20 protein-coding genes and 2 tRNA genes (1 of these 22 running past the window's edge) are annotated in these 23,335 nt (G+C 31.6%); 7 read left to right on the top strand and 15 right to left on the bottom strand.

The window, feature by feature from the left end; translation table 11 throughout:
• Positions 1 to 3 precede the first annotated feature (3 nt).
• The 14 genes from BXQ17_RS13985 to BXQ17_RS13920 form a co-directional block, all read right to left on the bottom strand.
• On the bottom strand, positions 4 to 435 hold the full coding sequence (locus tag BXQ17_RS13985) for an adenylyltransferase/cytidyltransferase family protein (RefSeq protein ID WP_077811230.1): 432 nt from the start codon (positions 433 to 435) through the stop codon (positions 4 to 6).
• Between the two features lie 4 nt (positions 436 to 439).
• Positions 440 to 865, bottom strand: a complete 426-nt coding sequence (locus BXQ17_RS13980) for an adenylyltransferase/cytidyltransferase family protein (protein WP_077811229.1) — start codon at positions 863 to 865, stop codon at positions 440 to 442.
• A 33-nt stretch (positions 866 to 898) separates the two neighbouring features.
• Positions 899 to 1,834, bottom strand: a complete 936-nt coding sequence (locus tag BXQ17_RS13975; protein WP_077811228.1) for a Gfo/Idh/MocA family oxidoreductase — start codon at positions 1,832 to 1,834, stop codon at positions 899 to 901.
• Between the two features lie 2 nt (positions 1,835 to 1,836).
• Positions 1,837 to 3,120, bottom strand: coding sequence for a nucleotide sugar dehydrogenase (locus BXQ17_RS13970; RefSeq protein WP_077811227.1), 1,284 nt, complete (start codon positions 3,118 to 3,120; stop codon positions 1,837 to 1,839).
• Positions 3,121 to 4,101 (bottom strand): SDR family oxidoreductase, encoded by a 981-nt coding sequence (locus BXQ17_RS13965; protein ID WP_077811226.1) that lies wholly within the window; start codon positions 4,099 to 4,101, stop codon positions 3,121 to 3,123.
• A 114-nt stretch (positions 4,102 to 4,215) separates the two neighbouring features.
• Positions 4,216 to 4,293: transfer RNA gene (locus BXQ17_RS13960), tRNA-Val, on the bottom strand.
• Between the two features lie 121 nt (positions 4,294 to 4,414).
• Positions 4,415 to 4,492: transfer RNA gene (locus tag BXQ17_RS13955), tRNA-Val, on the bottom strand.
• Positions 4,493 to 4,550: 58 nt separating this feature from the next.
• Complete coding sequence (locus tag BXQ17_RS13950; RefSeq protein ID WP_077811225.1) at positions 4,551 to 5,759, bottom strand: folylpolyglutamate synthase/dihydrofolate synthase family protein; 1,209 nt, start codon at positions 5,757 to 5,759, stop codon at positions 4,551 to 4,553.
• Between the two features lie 56 nt (positions 5,760 to 5,815).
• On the bottom strand, positions 5,816 to 6,640 hold the full coding sequence (locus tag BXQ17_RS13945) for an energy transducer TonB (protein ID WP_077811224.1): 825 nt from the start codon (positions 6,638 to 6,640) through the stop codon (positions 5,816 to 5,818).
• On the bottom strand, positions 6,641 to 7,033 hold the full coding sequence (locus BXQ17_RS13940; protein ID WP_077811223.1) for a biopolymer transporter ExbD: 393 nt from the start codon (positions 7,031 to 7,033) through the stop codon (positions 6,641 to 6,643). It lies immediately after the preceding gene.
• Position 7,034: 1 nt separating this feature from the next.
• The gene (locus tag BXQ17_RS13935) at positions 7,035 to 7,724 is read right to left on the bottom strand and encodes a MotA/TolQ/ExbB proton channel family protein (RefSeq protein WP_077811222.1); all 690 of its coding nucleotides are present in this window, start codon (positions 7,722 to 7,724) and stop codon (positions 7,035 to 7,037) included.
• A 140-nt stretch (positions 7,725 to 7,864) separates the two neighbouring features.
• Positions 7,865 to 9,268, bottom strand: coding sequence for a sodium:proton antiporter NhaD (gene nhaD, locus BXQ17_RS13930; RefSeq protein ID WP_077811221.1), 1,404 nt, complete (start codon positions 9,266 to 9,268; stop codon positions 7,865 to 7,867).
• A 15-nt stretch (positions 9,269 to 9,283) separates the two neighbouring features.
• Positions 9,284 to 10,516: a Glu/Leu/Phe/Val dehydrogenase dimerization domain-containing protein gene (locus tag BXQ17_RS13925; RefSeq protein ID WP_077811220.1), complete on the bottom strand. Its 1,233-nt coding sequence runs from the start codon at positions 10,514 to 10,516 to the stop codon at positions 9,284 to 9,286.
• A 183-nt stretch (positions 10,517 to 10,699) separates the two neighbouring features.
• Positions 10,700 to 11,758: an anhydro-N-acetylmuramic acid kinase gene (locus BXQ17_RS13920; protein ID WP_077811219.1), complete on the bottom strand. Its 1,059-nt coding sequence runs from the start codon at positions 11,756 to 11,758 to the stop codon at positions 10,700 to 10,702.
• An 89-nt stretch (positions 11,759 to 11,847) separates the two neighbouring features.
• Here BXQ17_RS13920 and BXQ17_RS13915 point away from each other — a divergent pair, with 89 nt between their 5' ends.
• Positions 11,848 to 12,990 carry an acyl-CoA dehydrogenase gene (locus tag BXQ17_RS13915; protein WP_077811218.1) on the top strand — a complete coding sequence of 381 codons (1,143 nt, stop codon included), beginning with the start codon at positions 11,848 to 11,850 and terminating at the stop codon, positions 12,988 to 12,990.
• A gap of 159 nt (positions 12,991 to 13,149) precedes the next feature.
• On the opposite strand, the gene BXQ17_RS13910 is transcribed toward BXQ17_RS13915, so the two are convergent.
• Positions 13,150 to 13,932 (bottom strand): tRNA pseudouridine(38-40) synthase TruA, encoded by a 783-nt coding sequence (locus tag BXQ17_RS13910; RefSeq protein WP_077811217.1) that lies wholly within the window; start codon positions 13,930 to 13,932, stop codon positions 13,150 to 13,152.
• 273 nt (positions 13,933 to 14,205) lie between these two features.
• Here BXQ17_RS13910 and BXQ17_RS13905 point away from each other — a divergent pair, with 273 nt between their 5' ends.
• From BXQ17_RS13905 to BXQ17_RS13880, 6 genes are all read left to right on the top strand, one after another.
• Positions 14,206 to 15,201 (top strand): outer membrane beta-barrel protein, encoded by a 996-nt coding sequence (locus tag BXQ17_RS13905; protein WP_077811216.1) that lies wholly within the window; start codon positions 14,206 to 14,208, stop codon positions 15,199 to 15,201.
• Positions 15,202 to 15,229: 28 nt separating this feature from the next.
• Positions 15,230 to 16,522, top strand: a complete 1,293-nt coding sequence (locus tag BXQ17_RS13900) for an ammonium transporter (RefSeq protein WP_077811215.1) — start codon at positions 15,230 to 15,232, stop codon at positions 16,520 to 16,522.
• A 112-nt stretch (positions 16,523 to 16,634) separates the two neighbouring features.
• The gene (locus BXQ17_RS13895) at positions 16,635 to 16,973 is read left to right on the top strand and encodes a P-II family nitrogen regulator (protein WP_077811214.1); all 339 of its coding nucleotides are present in this window, start codon (positions 16,635 to 16,637) and stop codon (positions 16,971 to 16,973) included.
• A gap of 20 nt (positions 16,974 to 16,993) precedes the next feature.
• The gene (locus BXQ17_RS13890; RefSeq protein ID WP_077811213.1) at positions 16,994 to 18,232 is read left to right on the top strand and encodes an ammonium transporter; all 1,239 of its coding nucleotides are present in this window, start codon (positions 16,994 to 16,996) and stop codon (positions 18,230 to 18,232) included.
• A gap of 215 nt (positions 18,233 to 18,447) precedes the next feature.
• A complete protein-coding gene (gene gltB, locus BXQ17_RS13885) occupies positions 18,448 to 22,959 on the top strand; it encodes a glutamate synthase large subunit (protein WP_077811212.1) in 4,512 nt (1,503 codons plus the stop codon).
• Between the two features lie 4 nt (positions 22,960 to 22,963).
• Positions 22,964 to 23,335, top strand: the beginning of a protein-coding gene (locus BXQ17_RS13880; protein WP_077811211.1) for a glutamate synthase subunit beta. Its footprint extends 1,092 nt past the window's final position; only the first 372 of its 1,464 coding nucleotides appear in the window; its start codon is at positions 22,964 to 22,966; the stop codon falls past the right edge of the window.

Here is a 23,335-nt window from a genome sequence, read left to right as displayed (position 1 = left end):
AAACTATTTGTCCTTAACTTTTAAATTTTCTTTTTCTTGTACCTCTTTACGCAATCCGCTACTAGAAAAACGGTGTTCTCTTTTATTGAAATATAGTTCTATACCTTTTTCTTCGCAATATTGCCTACCTGTAAACATCTTACTTGCATATTCATCACCAATAATACGAACATCAATTTTAAATGATTTTAAAATATCTTCTAAATCTTGCTCTGTTGCATAAGGAACAATCTCATCTACATATTTACATCCTTTCAACTGAATATACCTTTCTACTACAGATTGTACTGGTCTATTTTTTTCTGGTCGATCTAAAGTTGGATCAGTTTGCAAACCACAAATTAGATAATCACACTCGCGTTTAGCATCTTCTAACATCTTTATATGACCTGCATGCAGTAAATCGAAAGCACTAAAAGTTATCCCTATTTTCATTTCTTTATTTTTTATTTAACAACCAAGAAGATGATTGTATTTTATCTCCTAAACCATCAATTAAATCAATACCTAATTCTTTACAAGTTGGTACCTCTGGAATAGAATTATTATTTTGGTCTCCACCATTTGCAAAACCCAATTGATATTCATCTCCGTAAGTATCATGAAGATGTTTAATTGAAGCACACACCGTTCTATCTTTATCTATAGATATAAATGCTTTATCAACTGCTTTTATATTCTGAACAATAAATAAACGTTCTTCTTCCTTTTGAAATTCTTTAGAACCCTTTAACGCTCTTTGTAAATCGCTGTTAACAATTACAAATAATTCGTCTGCTAAATTTTTAGCGTTATTAAAATACTCTAAATGTCCTTTATGAATCGGGTTAAAGTAACCAGATACGATGATTGCTTTTTTCTTCATTTTAAAATTTTAATGCAAATATAGATTAATTATTTACTTTACAAAGGGGTGTTTTTCACCTGTTTGTAATATAGCTTTATTTCTGATATCATGAACGATTTCTATAGAGTTTTTTACCTCATCCAATCCAAAACCTTCATTTAATAAAATCTTTTGATAACTTTTGGTATGCAATTCTGTAAACCCATTACTAAATTCTAGTTCTTCATCATCAATAGTTATAGATCTATATGTTCGTTGTGATTTCTCTTTAATCTCTTTTGGCAAATCATTTTCGTCGATAGATAAAAACCAACGCACTCTTGCTTTTTCAAACTCTAAAAAACCTGCTGCTTTGTTTTTCTCTCTTAAATGTACAAAATTTTCTTGGACATTCCCAAAAATCCAAGACAACATATCATAAAAATGAACACCAATATTTGTTGCTATTCCACCCGATTTAGCCTCATCACCTTTCCATGAAATATCATACCACTTACCTCTCGAAGTAATATATGTTAAATCAATATCGTACTTCCCTTTTTTATTTGCTAAATCTACTTTATTTTTCAATTGAATAATAGATTCATGCAATCTTAACTGAAGAATCGTATTTATTTTACCTTGAGACTCTTTTTCAATTGCCGCTAAAGCATCAATATTCCAAGGATTTAATACAATTGGTTTTTCACAAATAGCATCAGCACCTCTTCTTAATGCCATTCTTATGTGAGAATCATGTAAATAATTGGGAGTACAAATACTTACGTAGTCTAAATTTGTATTTTGATTTCTCTTTAACTTCTCTATGTGCCTATCAAATCTCTCGAATTCAACAAAAAAATCTGCATTCGGAAAAAAACTATCCATTACACCAACAGAATCAAATTTATCTAAAGCAGCAACTAAATTATTATTAGTATCCTTTATCGCTTTTAAATGTCTTGGTGCAATGTAACCTGCGGCACCTATTAATGCAAAGTTTTTCATTCTTATAATGATTTATCTACTACTTTGGAATCGAAAAAATTCTTAACATCGTATACCACAGCTTTTTCATTTTTTAAAGAATTCAAATTTATCGTTTTATATTCTTCATGAGAAACTGTCAACACAATGGCATCAAACTTTTTATTTGGTAACGTAGTTTGAGACTCTAAATTGTATTCTTTTTTAACTTGAGCAGGATCTGCACAGGGATCGAAAATTGTAACATTTGTTCCAAAATCAACCAACTCATTTACAACATCAACTGCTTTTGTATTTCTAACATCAGGACAATTTTCTTTAAAAGTAATACCCAACACCAACACAGCTGCATCTTTAACCTCAACACCTTCTTTTATCATTAGTTTCGCCACTTCAGAGGCAACATATTTCCCCATACTATCATTTACTCTTCTACCAGAAAGAATAATTTCTGGATGATACCCAAACTCTTGGGCTTTTTGCGCTAAGTAATATGGATCAACACCAATACAATGTCCGCCAACCAAACCTGGTTTAAATGGTAAAAAATTCCATTTTGTACCAGCAGCGGCTAAAACATCTTGTGTATTAATATCCATTAAATTAAAAATTTTCGCCAACTCATTTACAAAAGCAATATTAATATCTCTTTGAGAGTTTTCGATAACTTTTGCCGCTTCTGCAACTTTAATTGATGATGCCAAATGAGTTCCTGCCGTAATTACAGAATTGTATAATTTATCAACTTTAATACCTGTTTCTTTATTAGAGCCCGATGTTACTTTTAATATTTTATCGACAGTATGTTTTTTATCTCCTGGATTTATTCTTTCTGGCGAATAACCTGCAAAAAAATCTTTATTAAATTCTAAACCAGAAATATTTTCTAAAACCGGAATACAATCTTCTTCAGTTGCTCCAGGGTACACAGTTGATTCATATATAACGATATCATCCTTCTTAAGAACACCTCCAATAAGTTCACTTGCTTTTATTAAAGGAGTTAAAACAGGTCTGTTATTTTTATCAACAGGAGTTGGAACTGTAACTATGTAGTAATTACTATCTTTAATATCTTCTTTAGACGTTGTGAAAAACAATCCTTTTTCGTGATTATTATCATCAACTAAAACCTCTTTTAAAATATCTTCCTCCACTTCCAAAGTCGCATCGACACCCGTCTTTAAATCAGCAACTCTATTTTCATTGATATCAAAACCAACTACAGCATATTTTGTAGCAAAAAGTCTAGCCAATGGCAAACCAACATACCCTAAACCGATTATTGTAATTTTAATTTTACTCATTTATAAATTTTCTACGTACCATTTTATAGACTCTTTTAACCCTTCTTTTAAAGAATATTTAGGATTGTAATTTAAAAATTCTTTGGCTTTCTTGATTTCTGCATGAGAATGCGGAATATCTCCTAACCTATTAGGACCATGAATTACATCTATATTTTTTATTTCTGAATTATATTCTGACAAGTACTCTTTTAAATAACTAACTAAATCATTTAATGAATTTCGATCTCCGAAAGCTGCATTGTAAACAGTATTTATAGCGTTTTTATCAGCAACTAAACTCAATAAATTAATCTGAATTATATTATCTATATACGTAAAGTCTCGAGAATGTAAACCATCTCCGTTAATGGTTGGAGATTCTAACTTAAGTAACTGATTGATAAATTTAGGAATAACAGCCGCATAAGCACCATTAGCATCTTGTCTTTTTCCGAAGACATTAAAATACCTTAAACCAATAGTTTCTATCCCGTATGTTTTGCTAAAAACATCTGCATAAAGTTCATTAACATATTTAGTAATTGCATAAGGCGATAAAGGTTTTCCTATTACAGATTCTACTTTTGGCAATGAATCTGAGTCACCATAAGTTGATGAACTTGCAGCATAAACAAACCTTTTTACTTTATTTTCTTTAGCCGCAACTAACATATTTAAAAACCCACCAACATTAACCTCGTTTGAAGTAACTGGATCTTTAATAGACCTAGGCACAGAACCTAATGCCGCTTGATGCAATACATAATCTACATTTAAACTTGCTTTTAAACAAGTTTCAATATTCCTTATATCACCTTCAATTAAAGTAAAGTTAGGATTCTCTAAAAAAGATAGAGTATTTTCTCTTTTTCCTGTTGAAAAATTATCTAAGCAAACTACAGCATTTTCTTTAGCCAGTAATACTTCACACAAATTAGAACCTATAAATCCAGCCCCTCCTGTAACAAGTATTTTTTTTCCTGATAAATCTATATCCATTGTGCTCTTTTTACCTTTTCTCAAGAAAACAAATGTAATAAAAAAGAACCACTTGTGAGATTTTAGATTTATATAAAACTAAAAAATCCCTCACAAATTGTGAAGGATTTTACTTGGTGGGCAATGAGGGATTCGAACCCCCGACCCCCTCGGTGTAAACGAGGTGCTCTGAACCAACTGAGCTAATTGCCCTAAGCGGATGCAAATATATAATGTTTTTTTAATCTAGAGAAATTTTTTCTTAAAAATAAATAATTATTTTAATCAAACAATTTCAATAAAAAAAATCCTACTATTTCTAGTAGGATTTACTTGGTGGGCAATGAGGGATTCGAACCCCCGACCCCCTCGGTGTAAACGAGGTGCTCTGAACCAACTGAGCTAATTGCCCTAAGCGGATGCAAATATAAGATAGATTTTAAACCTACCAAATAAAAAACAAACTTTCTTTAAATTATTTCTGCAACTACAAAAGTACTCCCTCCTACATAAACTATATCATCTTGATTAGCAACACTTACAGCTTTATCAAACGCCTTTCTAACTGAGAGAAAAGTTTTTCCGAATAACTTAAATTCTTTTGCTTTTTCTTCTAGAATATACGCAGGTAATCCTCTTGGAATATCTGGTTTACAGAAATAATAATTAGCATCTTTAGGAAACAAAGGTAAAACCTCATCTAACTTTTTATCAGAAACAACACCTAAAACAATATGTAAATTTACAAATCTCTCGTTTTTTAACTGATTTAAAACTATACTCAATCCCTCTTTATTATGAGCGGTATCACAAATAACTTTAGGAGAATCTTGCAAAATCTGCCACCTTCCTTTTAATCTTGTATTTTTAACTACGTTTAATAATCCTTTTTTTACATTATCTTCGGTTATCTTGAAATCTTCTAGCTTTTTAATTGCTCTAACTGCAGTCTTAACATTTTTCTTCTGATAATCTCCTAACAAATCGGTCTTAAACACCTCTTCGAAACCTGATGCAAACTCAATTAAAGCATTTTCATTTAAGGCTTTATTTACAAAAACCTGCTTAACCTCTTCTTGCTCTTCACCAATTACAACCGGAACTCCTTTTTTTATAATTCCGGCTTTTTCGAAAGCAATTTCTGGTAAAGTTTCTCCTAAAAACTGTGTATGGTCTAATCCAATATTTGTAATTACAGAAACTTCTGGTGTAATTATATTTGTAGAATCTAATCTACCACCCAAACCAACTTCAATAATTGCTATATCTACTTTTTCTGTTGAAAAATATTCAAAAGCCAAACCTACAGTCATTTCAAAAAAAGAAAGTTGTTGTTTTTCTAGAAAGGCTTTATTCTTATTAATAAAAGAGGTAACGTTTTGTTCTGGAATTTCTACTCCGTTAATTTTAATTCGTTCTGTAAAATTTTTTAAATGAGGCGACGTGTACAAGCCAACCTTATACCCAGCTTCTTGTAAAATTGACGCCAACATATGACTTGTAGAACCTTTTCCGTTAGTACCTCCAACATGAATTGTTTTAATTTTTTTCTCTGGAAAATTTAGCTTTTCTGATAATGCTAAAATATTGGTTAAGTCTTTTTTAAACGCTGTTTTACCTTGCTTTTGATACATCGGTAATTGCGAAAACATCCAATCTAAAGTTTCTTTATAGGTCATTTTAATGAAATAATACTTTTATAAAAAAGTAACTTTTTTAAGGCAAATGTAAGTGATTATTTAGATAAAGAGAATTTATAAATAATTGTACCTGTTTGAACTGCTGGTGCATCACTATCAGGGTTCCATGTTGTTTTAAGAGCGGCTGCTTCTGCTGGTTTCGCTAAACAAGGTTTACTATTTGTTGTTCCTTTTTCACCAGCTTTAGCGTAAATTACTTTACCATTTTTATTTACTCTAATCTTAACAACCACAATACCCTCTTCATTACAATCTGGTTGATTGATTGGTTTAGACAACGCTTTTCTACCAGCAAGATTGTAGTTTCCGCCGGAACCAGCACCTTTATTACCATAGTATTTAGAGGATTTATCATCACCGCTTTTACTTCCTTTAACACCTTCAACCTTATCATCACCTTCTCCTTTAGATTCTCCAAACATATCATTACCATTCAACAATTTGTTTAATGCATCTTGATTTTCTTTCGATGGTTTTGGTTTAGGCTTTTTCTTTTCAACAACTTTTTTTACTTCTTCTTTAGTAGGTTCTTTTTTTAGTTCTTTCACTTTTTCAACAACTGGCACTTCCTTGGTTGTTTCTTGTGTGATTACTTCTTCTTTTACAGTTTCTTTAATTGTTTCTTCTACCTCTTCAACAACCTCTTCTTTCTCAATTGTTTTAGGTGCTATTTTTTTTGATTTAACAACTGGCTCTCCGTTTCCCACATTAGATTCTCCGAAATTAATAGCTAATCCATATTCTTCTGGCGGATCTAAATACTGCATTCCATAATTATAAATTCCGAAGATTAATAAAATCAGAATTACTGCTGTAATTAGTGCAGATTTACGTTTATGTGCTGTATCTAAAATTGCCATTTATTTACCTTTAACAGCTAAAATCATTTTTAATTTATTCTTATTCGCTATATCAATTACTTTCATCACATTTTTATAAGGAACATCTTGATCACCTCTTATAACAATTGTTTTCTTTTTATCTGCACCAACTTCTCTTAAAATTTCACTTTCTAAATCCGAAGAAGTTACTTTAGATTTATTAATATAAAAAAGAGAATTATTGGTAATTGTAACAGCAACTGATTTACTGTTTTCTGTTTTACCACCTGCTTTAGGCAAAATAACATCTATGGCACTAACTGTTACCAGCGTAGAAGTTAGCATAAAAAATATCAGTAATAAAAAAACAATATCTGTCATTGAAGACATATTGAAAGACGGATCTACTTTATTTCTACCTCTTAAATTCATACTAAACAGGTTCGTTTAATAAATCTAAAAACTCTACAGATTTAGCTTCCATTTGATATACTACTTTATCTGTTCTTACCACTAAATGATTGTAAGTTATATACGCAATAATACCTACAATTAAACCCGCCACAGTTGTAGTCATTGCAGTGTAGAGCCCATCAGAAAGCATTTTTATATCTATTTGTCCGCCTGCATTTGCAATTTCATGAATAGCTACAATCATACCTATTACGGTTCCTAAAAAACCTATCATTGGTGCAGCACCCGCAATAGTTGCAAGTACACTTACATTTTTTTCTAGTTGATACACTTCTAACTTACCTGCGGTTTCTATCGCTGTATTAATATCTTCTAGGGGCTTTCCAATTCTAGTAATTCCTTTTTTAATTAATCTTGCAGTTGGTGTATTTTTACTATCACATAAAGACTTAGCAGTATCTAACTTACCGTTTGACACATAATCTTTAATCTGATCCATAAAATTCTTATCTACTTTCGAAGCTGACTTTATAGCAAAAAATCTTTCAAAATAAATGTACAATCCTACAGCTAATAAAATAAATAAGATTGCTATAATTATTTGACCGCCAATGCCTCCGTCCATAATTAAATTATAGATAGAAAGTGTTTTTTCTTCGGAAACTGTTTCTTCTAACAATTCTTTATTTTCTTGAAAAAATGTTACCATTTTGTTTTCTTTTAAAGTTCTTAAGTACTAACGAGTTTTCTATTTTAAAATTGCTTTTAAACAAAAAGCTTTTTATAAGATATAAAAAATGCCATTTTGTAAATAACAAAATGGCATTTGATAAATATTTTGTTATTTGATTAGATAAACATTCTTAATACTACAAATGATATAGACCCTACTAAGAAACCTAAAAAAGCTAACCAAGATATTTTTTTGATATACCAGAAAAAATCAATTTTTTCCATTCCCATTGCAACAACACCTGCAGCAGAACCAATGATTAACATACTTCCTCCTGTACCAGCAGAAAATGCAATAAAGTGCCATAATGGATCATCTAAACCTTCAGAAAACATCCCTAAACTTGCTGCTACTAATGGTACATTGTCAATAATTGCAGAACCAATTCCTAATAAAATTACAACTAAATCAGAAACTCCTGTTCCGCTTAACTCTGTTCCTATTAACGGAATTCCTTGTTTTAAACTGTCTGCGAAATTAAATAATATACCTAAAGATTCTAACGCTGCAACAGCCATTAAAATACCTAAGAAAAATAAAATACTTGGCATTTCAATTTTTGACAAAGAATGATGAACCGGACTGTGATGCGCTCCACTTTCATGCTCATCTGCTTGTTCTCCTTCTACTGTAGAAATAGAGAATTTAGAGTTACTATAAATCTCTGCAAAAGTTGCTACAATTGCTAAAGAAAGCATCATACCTACATAAGGTGGTAAATGTGTAACTGTTTTAAATACTGGTACAAATAAAATTGCCCCTAAACCTAAATATAGCATTCTTGCACTATGTCTACTTTTTGGCTTCTCAACTTCGTTTTCATCAAAGTCAATTTCACCTTTAAAAGCCGGTAAAAATGTAGCTATAAATGTTGGTACAACCATACATAATAAAGACGGTATAAATAAGTATGTAAACAACATACCTGTACTTACTTTATCACCAATCCAAAGCATTGTTGTTGTAACGTCTCCAATCGGAGAAAAAGCTCCACCAGCATTTGCAGCAATAATAATTAAACCTGCAAACCAAATTCTATCTTCTCTTGTTTTAACAATTTTCTGAAGTATCGATATTAATACAATCGTTGCAGTTAAGTTATCTATAATTGCTGATAAAATAAATGCTAACACAGCAAACATCCAAAGTAATTTTTTCTTACTCTTAAAGTTAACGTATCCTTTAATTGTAGAAAAACCATCAAAATAATCGATAATCTCTACAATTGTCATAGCACCTAATAAGAAAACTAAGATTTCTGCAGTTTTACCTAAGTGATGCAATAACGTTTCTTCTACTAAATGTAACTTATCATCATGTGCCATAGATGCAAATCCATCTACCAAACCATGATTTGCAGAATCAAACCAATTAGAAAAATTATCTACACCTAAGGCAACCAAAGCCCAACATACCGCCATCATAATTAAGGCCGGTATTAATTTATCTAATTTTAAATTATGTTCTAAAGTAATGGCTAGATACCCCATTACAAACACTATAATAATTACTGATTCCATATTCTCTTATTTAATTTATATCAATTGTTTTAACGCTATTTCAAATGCTGTTGAACATATTTTTGTTTTAGACGCACTCTTTTTAAATGTTTTTTGCAATGCTTTTTTAATAACTTCTGATGTATCATCAAAAATAGCTTTGTCTTGCATTGGTAATGGCACTTTAGACTCCATTAAATAAGCAAAAACTCTTGCAATACCACAATTAGAGATAAAGTCTGGCAACAAACTTAAATGATTATCTGTGTACTCCATTATTGGTCCGAAGAAAATTTCTTTATCTGCAAACGGAACATTTGCACCCGGAGAAATTACCTCTAAACCAGTATCTATCATTTGCTGAACTTGATCTTTAGAAACCAACCTTGAAGCAGCTGCAGGAATAAAAATTTCTGCTGGCAAACTCCAAATTTTACTGTTAATTTCATCAAATGGTATCATATTTTCTGAAACTAGTTTATTTCCATCCTTAGATAAAAACAAATCTGTCATTTCATCCATGGTAAAACCACTCTCGTTAATTAAACCACCATCTCTATCTATAATTCCTACTACTTTAGCTCCTAATTGAGTTAAATAATAAGCTGCAGCAGAACCTACGTTTCCGAAACCTTGCACGATAGCTCTTTTACCTTCGATGTTACCACCATAAATATTATAGTAATGCTTTACTGCTTCTGCAACACCATAACCAGTTAACATATCTGCAACTGTATATTTTCTTGATAAATCTGGAGAAAAATATTTGTTTTCTATAACTTTAATTACACCTAAACGTAATTGACCAATTCTATTAATTTTATCTGCTTCGGTAGGTTTAAAATGACCATTAAAAATACCTTCTTGCGGATGCCAAACTCCACAATCTTCTGTAATCGGAATTACATCTTTATCTGCATCTACATTTAAATCTCCACCGGTACCATAATAATGTTTAAGTAAAGGCGTTACTGCTTTGTACCATCTTTCTAAAACTTCTCTTTTTCTAGGATCGTTTGGATCAAAATTAATTCCAGATTTCGCACCACCAATCGCCGGTCCAGATACGGTAAATTTAACCTCCATAGTTTTAGCTAAAGACAATACTTCGTTTTTATCTAAACCTTTTCGCATTCTTGTACCTCCACCGGCTGCACCTCCTCTTAAAGAGTTAATTACAGTCCATCCTTCTGCATCTGTTTCTTGATCTTTCCAGTGAAAAACTATTTCTGGCTGCTTGTTTTCGTATTTTTTTAATAATTCTTTCATTTTATTTTGTATTGAGTTTCAACTTATTTTCTAAATTTTCATGCATTTTTACCGACATATTTTACCTAGAGAAGCTAAAGTTGATTCATTTTTAAAATTTTTTATTGAATTATTTTATCATTTTACAGACTTCTACAAACTTAATCTAAAAAAAACAATTGTTAAAACTTTTTAAATCAAAAACTAAGGTAAAAAAACAACCCCAGATGAATGATTTTTACGAGCACCAGTAACACTTTTTAAGCAATTTACCTGATTATCAATTTTTAACACACCTAAGAAAGCAAAAATTAAAGCTTCTTTATAGTTAATTAAGTTAGTAGAAGCTTTAACAATTTTAACATTAGTGTAACATTTAATTCTATCTATTAAGAAAACATTAAACACGCCACCACCTGTTATTAGTAACGATTTAGAATCTTCTAAAACACTAGATATTTGCATTGCTACATGCTCTACAAAAGTTCTTAAAACATTTGGCACATCTTTTTCTAAACTATCAATTAATGGCAATATTTGTTGTTGCACCCATTCTAAACCCAAAGATTTAGGGGGATTTTTCTGATAAAACTCTAATTGATTTAACTTTTCTAACAATACTTTATTAATCGCTCCTTTAGATGCAATTTCTCCGGATGCATCATATTCTAATCCTAACTTATTGGCATATAAATTTAAAACGATATTTACCGGGCAAATATCAAAAGCGATTCTACTACCTTTATTATGATAAGAAACATTAGAAAATCCACCAAGGTTAAGACAATAATCAATATTAGAAAACAACAACTCGTCTCCTATTGGCACTAACGGCGCACCTTGACCACCTAATTTAACATCTTGTGTTCTAAAATCGCAAACAACTTTTTGCTTGGTTAGTTTAGCAATTTCATTTCCAGAACCTATTTGTAATGTAATTCCTTTATCTGGTTCGTGTAAAATTGTATGACCATGCGAAGCTACAAATGCTAGTTCTTCAATTTTATAATTAAAAAGGAAATTATTTATTAACGACGCCAAATACTTACCATAAGATATGTCTAACTTTTTTAATTCATCCGAAGAAAAATGAATAGCATTTTGTAATTGTTGTTTCCATTCTATAGAATACGAAATGGTTTCGGCTTGTAAAATTTCAAAAAACGAATAGTCATTTCTCTTAAATTTCACATAAACAATATCTACGCCATCCAAAGATGTACCAGACATTAAACCCAAGGCAAAAAAGTAATTATTATTCATATTTGTAAAATTAACAAATGTCTATTGAAAATATGTTACGAAATCGATATCTTTGAAGTCGAATTTTACGAAAATAATAAAAATATAAAATGGATTTTAGTTTAACAGAAGAACACATCATGATTCGTGATGCTGCAAGAGATTTTGCACAAACAGAATTATTACCTGGAGTTATCGAAAGAGACAATAAGCAAGAGTTTCCTAACGAATTAGTTAAGAAAATGGGAGATTTAGGTTTTATGGGAATTATGGTAGATCCTAAATACGGAGGAAGTGGCATGGACGCAACTTCTTATGTATTAATTATGGAAGAACTTTCTAAAATAGACGCATCTGCATCTGTTATCGTATCTGTAAACAATTCTTTAGTATGCTACGGATTAGAAGCTTACGCATCTGAAGAACAAAAACAAAAATATTTAACAAAATTAGCTACCGGAGAGTTTGTTGGTGCATTTTGTTTAAGTGAACCAGAAGCAGGATCTGACGCAACATCACAAGCAACAACTGCAGAAGATAAAGGAGATCACTATGTAATTAACGGTACAAAAAACTGGATTACAAGTGGTGGTCGCGCAGATGTATACTTAGTTATTGCGCAAACAGACCGTTCTAAAGGGCACAGAGGAATCAACGCTTTTATTGTTGAAAAAGGAACAGAAGGTTTTCACGTAGGACCTAAAGAAGACAAACTAGGTATCCGCGGTAGCGACACACACACATTACAATTTAACGATGTAAAAGTACCTAAAGAAAATAGAATTGGTGAAGATGGTTTCGGGTTTAAGTTTGCCATGAAAACACTTTCTGGAGGTAGAATCGGTATTGCTGCACAGGCTTTAGGTATTGCATCTGGTGCATACGAATTAGCTTTAAAATACTCGAAAGAACGTAAAGCTTTTGGTACAGAAATTTGCAACCACCAAGCAATTGCTTTTAAATTAGCAGATATGTACACAGAAATCGAAGCAGCAAGAATGTTAGTTATGAAAGCTGCTTGGGATAAAGATCAAGGCAATAATTACGACATGTCTAGCGCAATGGCTAAGTTATACGCATCTAAAGTTGCTATGGAACAAACTGTAGAAGCTGTTCAAATTCACGGAGGAAATGGTTTTGTTAAAGAATACCACGTAGAACGCTTAATGAGAGATGCTAAAATTACTCAGATTTACGAAGGAACTTCAGAAATTCAGAAAATTGTAATTTCTAGAGGCGTTATCAAAGGATAATCACCTTATTATATAAGTATTTAAAAATCCATCTTTTTTAAAGGTGGATTTTTTTTATGGCAATTTTTTAAAACAAAAAAACGCGCTATCCACTATATCTTTTTTTTCATTCTTCAAAAAAAGGATGCCGCTTCTATCGCTATTGCACCTTTTTGCAAATTAAAGTTCTAAATCTAAAGCATTTAATTGCAAACCAGAAGAAGGCGCAATATTTCTCATAAACATTCTATCGTTATCTTCTTTTAAAGAGTTTTCAATAAAATTTAAACCTAAATTTCCTTTACCTACCTCAAACAAAGTAGCCATCATCAACCTAATTTGATATCTTAAAAAACCTTTACCTCTAACTTTTAATACATAAGAAACTTCCGGAAAAAAACTTGCAGTCAAAATATCATTTTCAACTATTTCACAACCATCTATAACTCGTTTAAACACTGTATGCTCACTTGGTTTTGTACAATATTTATGAAAATAATGCTCACCTTCAAACAATTTAGCTGCTTTTTTCATCGAATCAATATCCAGATTAAAATCAACATTAATCATAAAAGGAGCCGCAAAAGGATGGTTTTTATCGCCAAAAGAAAAATAATAATGATACTCTTTAATCTTAGGAGCATTGATAATATTAAAGCTTGTTGGCACTTTTTTTACAGAAATAGCTCTAAAATCTGGCGAAAAATTAGAATTTAAAGATTTTAAAAAGGTTAATTCATCAATTTCAGAATTTCTAAAAAGCTGTAAATAATAGGTATTAGCAGAAACTTTAGCATCTGTTCTTCCTACCCCAATTGTCTTAAAATCAAAGTCTTCAAAAACAAAAGACAAAGATTTATCGACCATATCATGCAAAGTTTTTGCATTTTTTTGCTTTTGCCAACCAGAAAACCTAAACCCTAAGAATTCTAAACAAATTAGGTAAGAAAATGAATATTTCATAGGTGCAAAAGTACATAAATTACATTTTTTTTTACAAAACATGCATTTTTATGAATATCTCAAAATTATAGTTCACTTTTTTACGAACCTAACATTTAACACCTTTCAAAATCAAAAAAATATAGTTATCTCAATATAACCCCCTTTTTTTTGAGGGTACATGTTCAAGATACATAGTTTTTAAAATAAACACCCCTTGTTAATTTAAATTTAATATATACATTTGACCCGAGTTCATTAACAAAAAATTAACACAACTAAAGAACACTCATTATGAAAAAAATTATTCTATCATTACTATTCATTTCTAGTTTAGTAGTAACAGCACAAGAAAACAAAGACAAAGGAACATTTACATTAAGTGGAACTGTAGACGTATATCATACAAGTAATCTTAAAAGCAATTCTCCTGGCTCTTTAGGTATTTTATATTCAAGTGACGATCCTGCAGCTTCTGCAAATGGTTTTGGATTAGGTATGGTAAATACAATTTTTTCATATGAAAAAGGAAAAGCTGGGGTTGTTGCAGATTTAGCTTACGGGCCAAGAGCAAAAGCGGCAAATGCTTATGAAGGTGCAATCAACCAACTATATGCATATTACAATGCTTCAGATAAAGTAACTTTAACTTTAGGTCAGTTTAATACTTTCTATGGTTATGAAGTTATTTCTCCAGCAGGAAACTTTAACTATTCTGTATCTTATTTATTTAACGCAGGTCCTTTTTCTCATACTGGTTTTAAATTAGACTATGCAGCATCAGAAGACTTATCTTTTATGTTTGCTGTAACAAATCCTCATGGTATTACTTCTGGTGCAAACATTGGTAACGATTATCAATTAGGTTTTCAAACAGGATATAAAGGACAGTATTTTAACTTAGCTTATGGTGCTGATGGTTTTGGAACTACAGATGTTTTATACTTAGACTATACAGGTGGGTTTGATGTTTCAGAATCTTTCTTCTTAGGAATAAATGCAGCATACTCAAATTCTGATGATGCAGATTATAGCTATAAAGGTGTTGCTTTTTACTTACAAAACACTTTTTCAGATAAGTTCTCTTTAGGGTTTAGACCAGAATTTTTTACAACTACTACAGCAGATGTAGACAGTAGCGTATCTGCTTTTACTTTATCTGGTAACTATTCTTTAACGGGTAGCTTAACAATAATTCCAGAAGTAAGATATGACACTTCAGATGATGGTGTTGTTCCATTTGGAAAAAGTGTAACAGGAGCTACACTAGCAGCAGTTTACTCTTTCTAATAATTAATTAACCAAAAATTATATAAAAATGAGTTTATTTTTAACATTATTACAAGATACTCCAGCGTCAGAAGTGGCGCAAGCTGTTGAACAGATTAATGGAGATATGGGAATGCTTTGGATGCTAATTGCTGGTATTTTAGTATTCTTAATGCAAGCTGGTTTTACATTAGTAGAATCTGGAATGACAAGATCTAAAAATGCGGTAAATATCGCAATGAAAAATCTATTAGACATTTGTGTGGGTTCTTTAACTTTCTGGTTAGTAGGTTACTCTTTAATGTACGGAGATACATCTAACGGATGGTTTTTCTGGAGTGGCTTATTTCAAGGTGAAGGAGCAGATTTATTCTTTCAAACAATGTTTGCTGCAACTACAGCTACAATCGTTTCTGGTGCAATAGCAGGTAGAACAAAATATTCTACATATATCATTTTCTCTCTTGTAATGACAGCAGTTATCTATCCTATATCTGGTGGATGGCAATGGCAAGGTAGCGGTTGGTTAACGGAAATGGGCTTTATAGACTTTGCTGGTTCATCAATTGTGCACTCTGTAGGTGGTTGGGCTGCATTAGTAGCCGCATTTATGGTAGGTCCTAGAATAGGAAAATATGTTAACGGAAAGGTTTTACCTATTCCTGGTCACAATCAAGTTTTAGCAACTTTAGGTGTATTTATCCTTTGGTTTGGTTGGTTTGGTTTTAACGGTGGATCTCAATTAGCTTGGGGTGGCGCAGATGCAGTTGGTGCTTCTAACGTTGTATTAATCACAAATTTATCTGCAGCAGCAGGTGGTCTTGGTGCTTTAATTACAACTTGGATTTGGTACGGAAAGCCGAATTTAGCCCAAACACTTAATGGTTCTTTAGCTGGTTTAGTTAGTATTACTGCCGGATGTGGAAACATGAGTGCAGGTGGTGCTGTATTAGCAGGACTTATTGGAGGAATCATTGTAGTATTTTCAATTGAATTTATAGAAAAGAAATTAAAAATTGATGATGCAATTGGTGCAGCTTCTGTGCACGGTGTAGCTGGTGCCTGGGGAACTTTAGTTATAGGTCTTTGGGGTGTAGACGGCGATACTGCAATTGGATTATTTAATGGTGGTGGTGCTTCGCAATTAGGAGTACAAGCTATCGGAGTTTTAGCTTATGCAGCTTGGGCAACTGTCTTATCTTTTATTGTTTTAGCAATATTAAAAGCTACAATGGGATTAAGAGTATCTAAAGAAGTAGAAATTGAAGGTTTAGATATTTCAGAACATGGTTCTATTGCTTACCCAGGTAAAAGAGTTAGAGATTTTGACGAAGATAAATAGCAGTTATCTACATAAAATTTTAAATCAATTATATATAAAATCACACAACTTTAGGGCTGTGTGATTTTTCTACGAAAAAACATTTTTAAGAACAATTAACTAAATATTTAAAATGAAAAAAATAGAAGCAATCATTAGAAAATCTAAATTTAGCGCAGTAAAAGAAGCATTGCATGATGTTGGTGTTAATTTTTTCTCTTATTGGGATGTTACCGGCTTAGGTAACGAAAAAGAAGGGCATGTTTACAGAGGCGTAAGTTATAGCACAAGCGATATTCAAAGAAGATATTTATCTATAGTAGTTAATAATGAATTTGAAGAAATAACAATTAAAACTATAATTAAAGCTGCATCTACAGGTGATATTGGTGATGGAAAAGTTTTTGTTAGCGACATAAATGAAGCCTACAGAATAAGAACAGGAGAAAAAGGAGGAAAAACACTAAACTAAAACAGAACATTTTTTATATCATGGAATTATTAACAATAAATAATGTATGGATGATGATCTGTACAGCACTAGTTTTCTTTATGCACTTAGGTTTTGCATTTCTAGAAATTGGATTAACAAGACAAAAGAATACTATAAACATCTTATTTAAAAATATATTTATCATTACAGTAGGTTTACTACTGTATGCTTTATTAGGCTTTAATTTAATGTACCCAACTTGGGCTGCAAATTCATCTGGATATTTAGGCGATTTTATATTTGGTATTTCTGCACCTCTAAAAGATGGTGTTTTAGATTTAACATATAACGAAGGTTATACATATTGGACAGACTTTTTGTTTCAAGGAATGTTCGCAGCAACTGCAGCTACAATAGTTTCTGGTGCTGTAGCAGAAAGAATGAAAATTTTACCTTTTATGATATTTACAATACTGTATGTTGGCTTTGTTTACCCAATTGCAGGTTCTTGGAAATGGGGAGGTGGTTTTTTAGACCAACTAGACACTCCTTTTTATGATTTTGCAGGTTCTACTTTAGTTCACTCTGTTGGTGGTTGGGCAGCTCTTGTTGCAGTTTGTCTTTTAGGAGCCAGAATAGGAAAATTCAAAAATGGTAAAATTCAAGCAATACCAGGTCATAACATTCCTATTGCTACAGCAGGTGTTTTAATACTTTGGTTAGGTTGGTTTGGTTTTAATGGTGGCTCGGTTTTATCTGCAGATCCAGGTTTAACTTCTTTAACACTTGTAACTACATGTTTAGCTGCAGCAGCTGGTGGTGTTATTTCTGCAATTACTTCTACAATTCTTTTTAAAAATTTAGATTTAACGATGTTTCTTAACGGAATTTTAGGAGGTTTAGTTGCAATTACTGCTGGTGCAGATGTAATGTCTCCTATGGATGCAATTTATATTGGTGCAATAGCAGGTGTATTTATTGTATTTGCTGTTAGTTTAATAGACAAATTAAAATTAGATGATCCAGTTGGTGCAATAGCTGTTCATTTAATTTGCGGAATTTGGGGAACTCTTGCTGTTGGAATCTTTGGAGATTTAGCTAGCGGATCTCAATTTGTTAGTCAATTAATAGGAATAGGATCTTATGCTGTTTTTTGCTTATTAACTTCTTTTATAATTATTTTCACTTTAAAGAAAACAATAGGAATAAGAGTTGATGAAAAAGAAGAATTAGAAGGTTTAGATGCTCATGAACACGGTATGGATGCATATCCAGATTTTAGATTAAACGAACATTAACCTTTAAAAAATACACAATTTTTTACCTGCAATTTTAAAAAAATTGCAGGTTTTTTCGTTTTTTAACGATTTCACAATATAAAAAGCTTTAATTATTATTATTAAATTATTTGTATCGTTTTTTTGTTTTCATCACAAAAATTATATTAAAACCGCTAAAAAGTTAATTTTTTCTTAATAAAAAATATAAATTAGCCAATATAATTGAATACGATATGGAGAAACAAGGGTTATACTTACCAGAGTTTGAACATGAAAATTGCGGTGCTGGTTTTATCTGTAATTTAAATGGTCAAAGAACAAATCAAATCATTCACGACGCACTAGAAATCCTAGTAAAACTAGAACATAGAGGTGGTGTTAGTTCCGATGGAAAAACAGGTGACGGAGCAGGTTTATTGATAGATATTCCGCACGATTACTTTAACAGAGTTTGTAATTTTCCGTTACCTAACCAAAGAGAATATGCTGTTGGTATGGTATTTCTTCCAAAAGTATCAAATCAATATAATTATTGTAAAAAAACTTTTGAAACCGAAATTTTTAATCAAGGTCTTTCTGTTTTAGGTTGGCGAGAAGTTCCTGTAGATTCATCTCAATTAGGTGAAATTGCATTGGCATCTGAACCAAACATAGAACAACTTTTTATTGGTAAAACAGAAGATGTTGACGAAGCTACATTTAAAGCGAAATTATACGCTGCAAGAAAAATTGCAGAACATACAATTCGAAAATCTAAAATTTCTGAAAGTAATTATTTTTATGTACCTAGTCTATCTATAACAACTATAATATATAAAGGTATAATTATGCCCGAAGATATTGGGCCTTATTATAGAGACTTACAAGAAATAGATTTAGTTACTAGATTAGCCTTAGTACACCAACGTTTTTCTACAAACACAATGCCAACTTGGGAACTTGCTCAGCCATTTAGACACATGTGTCAAAACGGAGAGATAAATACTTTAAGAGGAAATGTAAGTAGAATGCGTGTACGTGAAGAAATCATGAAAAGTGATGTTTTCGGGCCGCAAATAGACAAACTTTTTCCAATAATTTTACCAGGTAAATCAGATTCTGCATCTATGGATATGGTGGTAGAATTATTAACGCATACAGGTAGATCATTACCAGAAATTATGATGATGATGATACCAGAAGCTTGGGAGAAACATGCTACAATGTCTAAAGAGCGAAAAGCTTTTTACGAATATAATGGTTGTATAATGGAACCTTGGGATGGACCAGCTTCTGTACCATTTACAGACGGTGATTATATAGGTGCTTTATTAGACAGAAATGGTTTAAGACCATCTAGATATACAGTTACTAAGAGCGGTAAATTAATAATGTCATCAGAAATTGGTGTTGTAGATGTTGCACCAGAAGATATAAAAGAACACGGTAGATTAGAACCTGGTAAAATGTTTTTAGTAGACATGAACGAGGGAAGAATCATTCAAGATAAAGAAATAAAAAGTAAAATCGTTTCTGAAAGACCGTACCAAGAATGGTTAGATAAAACTCGTTTACATTTAAAGGATGTTCCTTACACAAACGAAACTTGCCCAATTGAAACAATTGATATAAAAACACGTCAACGTTTATTTAATTACACTTTCGAAGATATTCAAGAAGTAATTACACCAATGGCAATTGTTGGTAAAGAAGCTTTAGGTTCTATGGGAATAGATACTCCTTTAGCTGTTTTATCAGACAGACCTCAATTAATATCAAATTATTTTAAGCAATTATTTGCACAAGTTACAAATCCGCCTTTAGACGGAATTAGAGAAAACATTGTAACAGATATTAGTCTAAATTTAGGAAAAGATAGAAATATTTTTAGCATCACAGAAAGACAATGTAGAAAATTAAGAATTCAGAATCCTGTTATTTCTAATGCCGATTTAGAAAAAATTAGATCCATAGAAATTGAAAGTTTTAAAGCTGAAACAATTCAAATTTTATATTCAAAAGCTCAGGGTTTAAATGGTTTAGAAGACGCTTTAGATAATATTGTTAAGCAAGTAGAAAAAGCTTTAGATAATAAAAGTAATATTATAATTTTATCAGATAGAGGTGTAAATCAAGAATTTGCCCCAATACCAGCTTTATTAGCTTGTTCTTATGTAAATCATCAATTAAATCGTTTAAGAAAAAGATCTTATTTCGATATAATTATAGAATCTGCAGAACCTAGAGAACCACATCATTTTGCAACATTATTTGGTTATGGAGCAAGTGCAGTGAACCCATATATGGTTAACGAAATTATTAGAATGCAAGTTAAAGAAGGTTTTATAAACGGTATGGATGAGCAAAAAGCTGTAGACAACTTTAACAAGGCTATTGGTAAAGGTATTTTAAAAGTGATGAACAAAATAGGAATCTCTACATTACATTCTTACAGAGGTTCTCAAATTTTTGAAATTGTAGGTTTTAATTCACAATTTGTAGAAAAATATTTTCCATATACAGCTTCTAGAATTGAAGGTATTGGTTTATATGAAATCGAGAAAGAAATAGATCAACGCTACAAACAAGCATATCCAGATAATCAAATTGATAAAAATTTAGGTTTAAATGTTGGTGGTGATTATCGATGGAGAAGAAACGGAGAGAGACATTTATTTAATCCAACAACAGTTTCTAAACTTCAGCAAGCAGTTAGATTAAGTGATCAAGCTAGTTATAATGTATATTCAAACGCGATAAATGAGCAATCTGAAAGTTTAATGACAATTAGAGGTTTGTTTGAATTTGACAACTTAGATCCAATTCCTTTAGAAGAAGTCGAACCTTGGACAGAAATTGTAAAACGCTTTAAAACAGGTGCAATGTCCTACGGATCAATTTCTAGAGAGGCTCATGAAAATTTAGCTATTGCCATGAATAGAATTGGTGGTAAGTCTAATTCTGGTGAAGGTGGTGAAGACAGAAAGCGTTTTCAAAAAGATGTTAATGGTGATAGTAGAAATTCTGCTATCAAACAAGTTGCATCTGGTAGATTTGGGGTAACATCTCATTATTTAACCAATGCTAAAGAAATACAAATTAAAATGGCACAAGGTGCTAAACCAGGTGAAGGTGGTCAATTACCGGGTGAAAAAGTTTTACCTTGGATTGCATCAGCAAGAAATTCAACTCCTTTTGTAGGATTGATTTCTCCACCACCACATCACGATATTTATTCAATTGAAGATTTAGCACAATTAATATTCGATTTAAAAAATGCAAATCGTGAAGCAAGAATTAATGTAAAATTAGTTTCAGAAGTAGGTGTAGGTACTATTGCTGCTGGTGTTGCAAAAGCAAAAGCAGATGTAGTTTTGATTTCTGGTTACGATGGTGGTACCGGTGCATCACCTCTTACATCACTTAAACATGCAGGTTTACCTTGGGAACTAGGTTTAGCAGAAGCACAACAAACACTAGTTTTAAATGATTTAAGAAGTAGAATTGTTGTTGAATGCGACGGACAATTAAAAACTGGTAGAGATGTTGCCATTGCTGCATTATTAGGTGCAGAAGAATTTGGGTTTGCTACAGCACCTTTAGTTGCATCTGGTTGTATAATGATGCGTAAATGTCATCTTAACACTTGCCCTGTTGGTATTGCTACGCAAGACAAAGAACTAAGAAAAAACTTTAAAGGAACACCAGAGCATGTTATTAACTTCTTTTATTATATCGCAGAAGAGTTAAGAGGAATCATGGCTCAGTTAGGTTTTAGAACGCTAGCTGAAATGGTTGGACAAACGCACAAAATTAACTCAAATAAAGCTATTAAACATTACAAAGCTAAGGGGTTAGATTTATCAAGCATTTTACATAGACCTTCTGCTTATAAAAGTATGGTTGTAAAAAATACTGAAAAACAAGATCATAATTTAGACAATGTTTTAGATTTTACAATTCTTAAAGATTCTCATAGAGCACTTTATAGAAAAGAAAAAATGAATCTGTTTTATCCTATAAAAAATACAAATAGAACAGTAGGTGCAATTGTTAGTAATGAAATATCAAAAATTTACGGTCATTTAGGTTTACCAGAAGATACACTTAATATAAACTTTACAGGTTCAGCAGGACAAAGTTTTGGGGCATTTGGTGCTCATGGTTTAACTTTTACATTAGACGGTAATACAAATGATTATCTGGGTAAAGGGTTATCAGGAGCAAAATTAATAATTAAAAAACCAGAAAAAGCAGACTTTTTAGCAGAAAACAATATCATAGTAGGTAACGTTTGTATGTTTGGTGCTGTTGCAGGTCAAGCATACATAAATGGTATTGCAGGTGAAAGATTTGCCGTACGAAATTCTGGTGCTACAGCAGTTGTAGAAGGTGTAGGAGATCATTGTTGTGAATACATGACCGGTGGAAAAGTTGTTGTACTTGGTAAAACAGGTCGAAATTTTGCAGCAGGAATGAGCGGTGGTATTGCTTACGTATATGATCCGCAGAAAAAATTTATAAACGGACTTTGTAATACAGAAACAATAGAATTTGAAACACTATCTAATGATGATGTCGCAGAATTAAAATCACTTGTAGAAAAACATGTTCTGTATACGAACAGTAAAAAAGGTTCAGATTTATTAGCAGATTGGGATAATAGCTTACAAAATTTTGTAAAAGTAATGCCTACTGAATATAAACACGCATTAGAGCGTTTAGAAACAGAAGAACCAATGTTTGAAGAATTAACAATAGCATAATGTCATGGGAAAAGTAACAGGATTTAAAGAATTTGAAAGACAAGATGAAAAATATACATCTGTTAAAGATCGTATAAAAAATTATAAAGAATTTACAGTTCCTTTATCTGAAGAAGAAATTACAAAACAAGGTTCTCGATGTATGGATTGTGGTATACCTTTCTGTCATAGTGGTTGCCCATTAGGTAATTTAATTCCAGACTTTAACCATATGGTTCACCAAGGCGAATGGAAAAAAGCTTCTTGGATTTTGCATTCAACAAACAATTTCCCTGAATTTACAGGTCGATTATGTCCAGCACCATGTGAAAAAGCTTGTGTATTAGGAATTATAGAAGATCCAATTTCAATTGAAAATATAGAAAAAAATATTGTT

The organism is Polaribacter sp. BM10, assembly GCF_002005425.1.
Classification (GTDB): domain Bacteria; phylum Bacteroidota; class Bacteroidia; order Flavobacteriales; family Flavobacteriaceae; genus Polaribacter; species Polaribacter marinaquae.
This window is presented reverse-complemented; position numbering and strand designations above follow the sequence as displayed.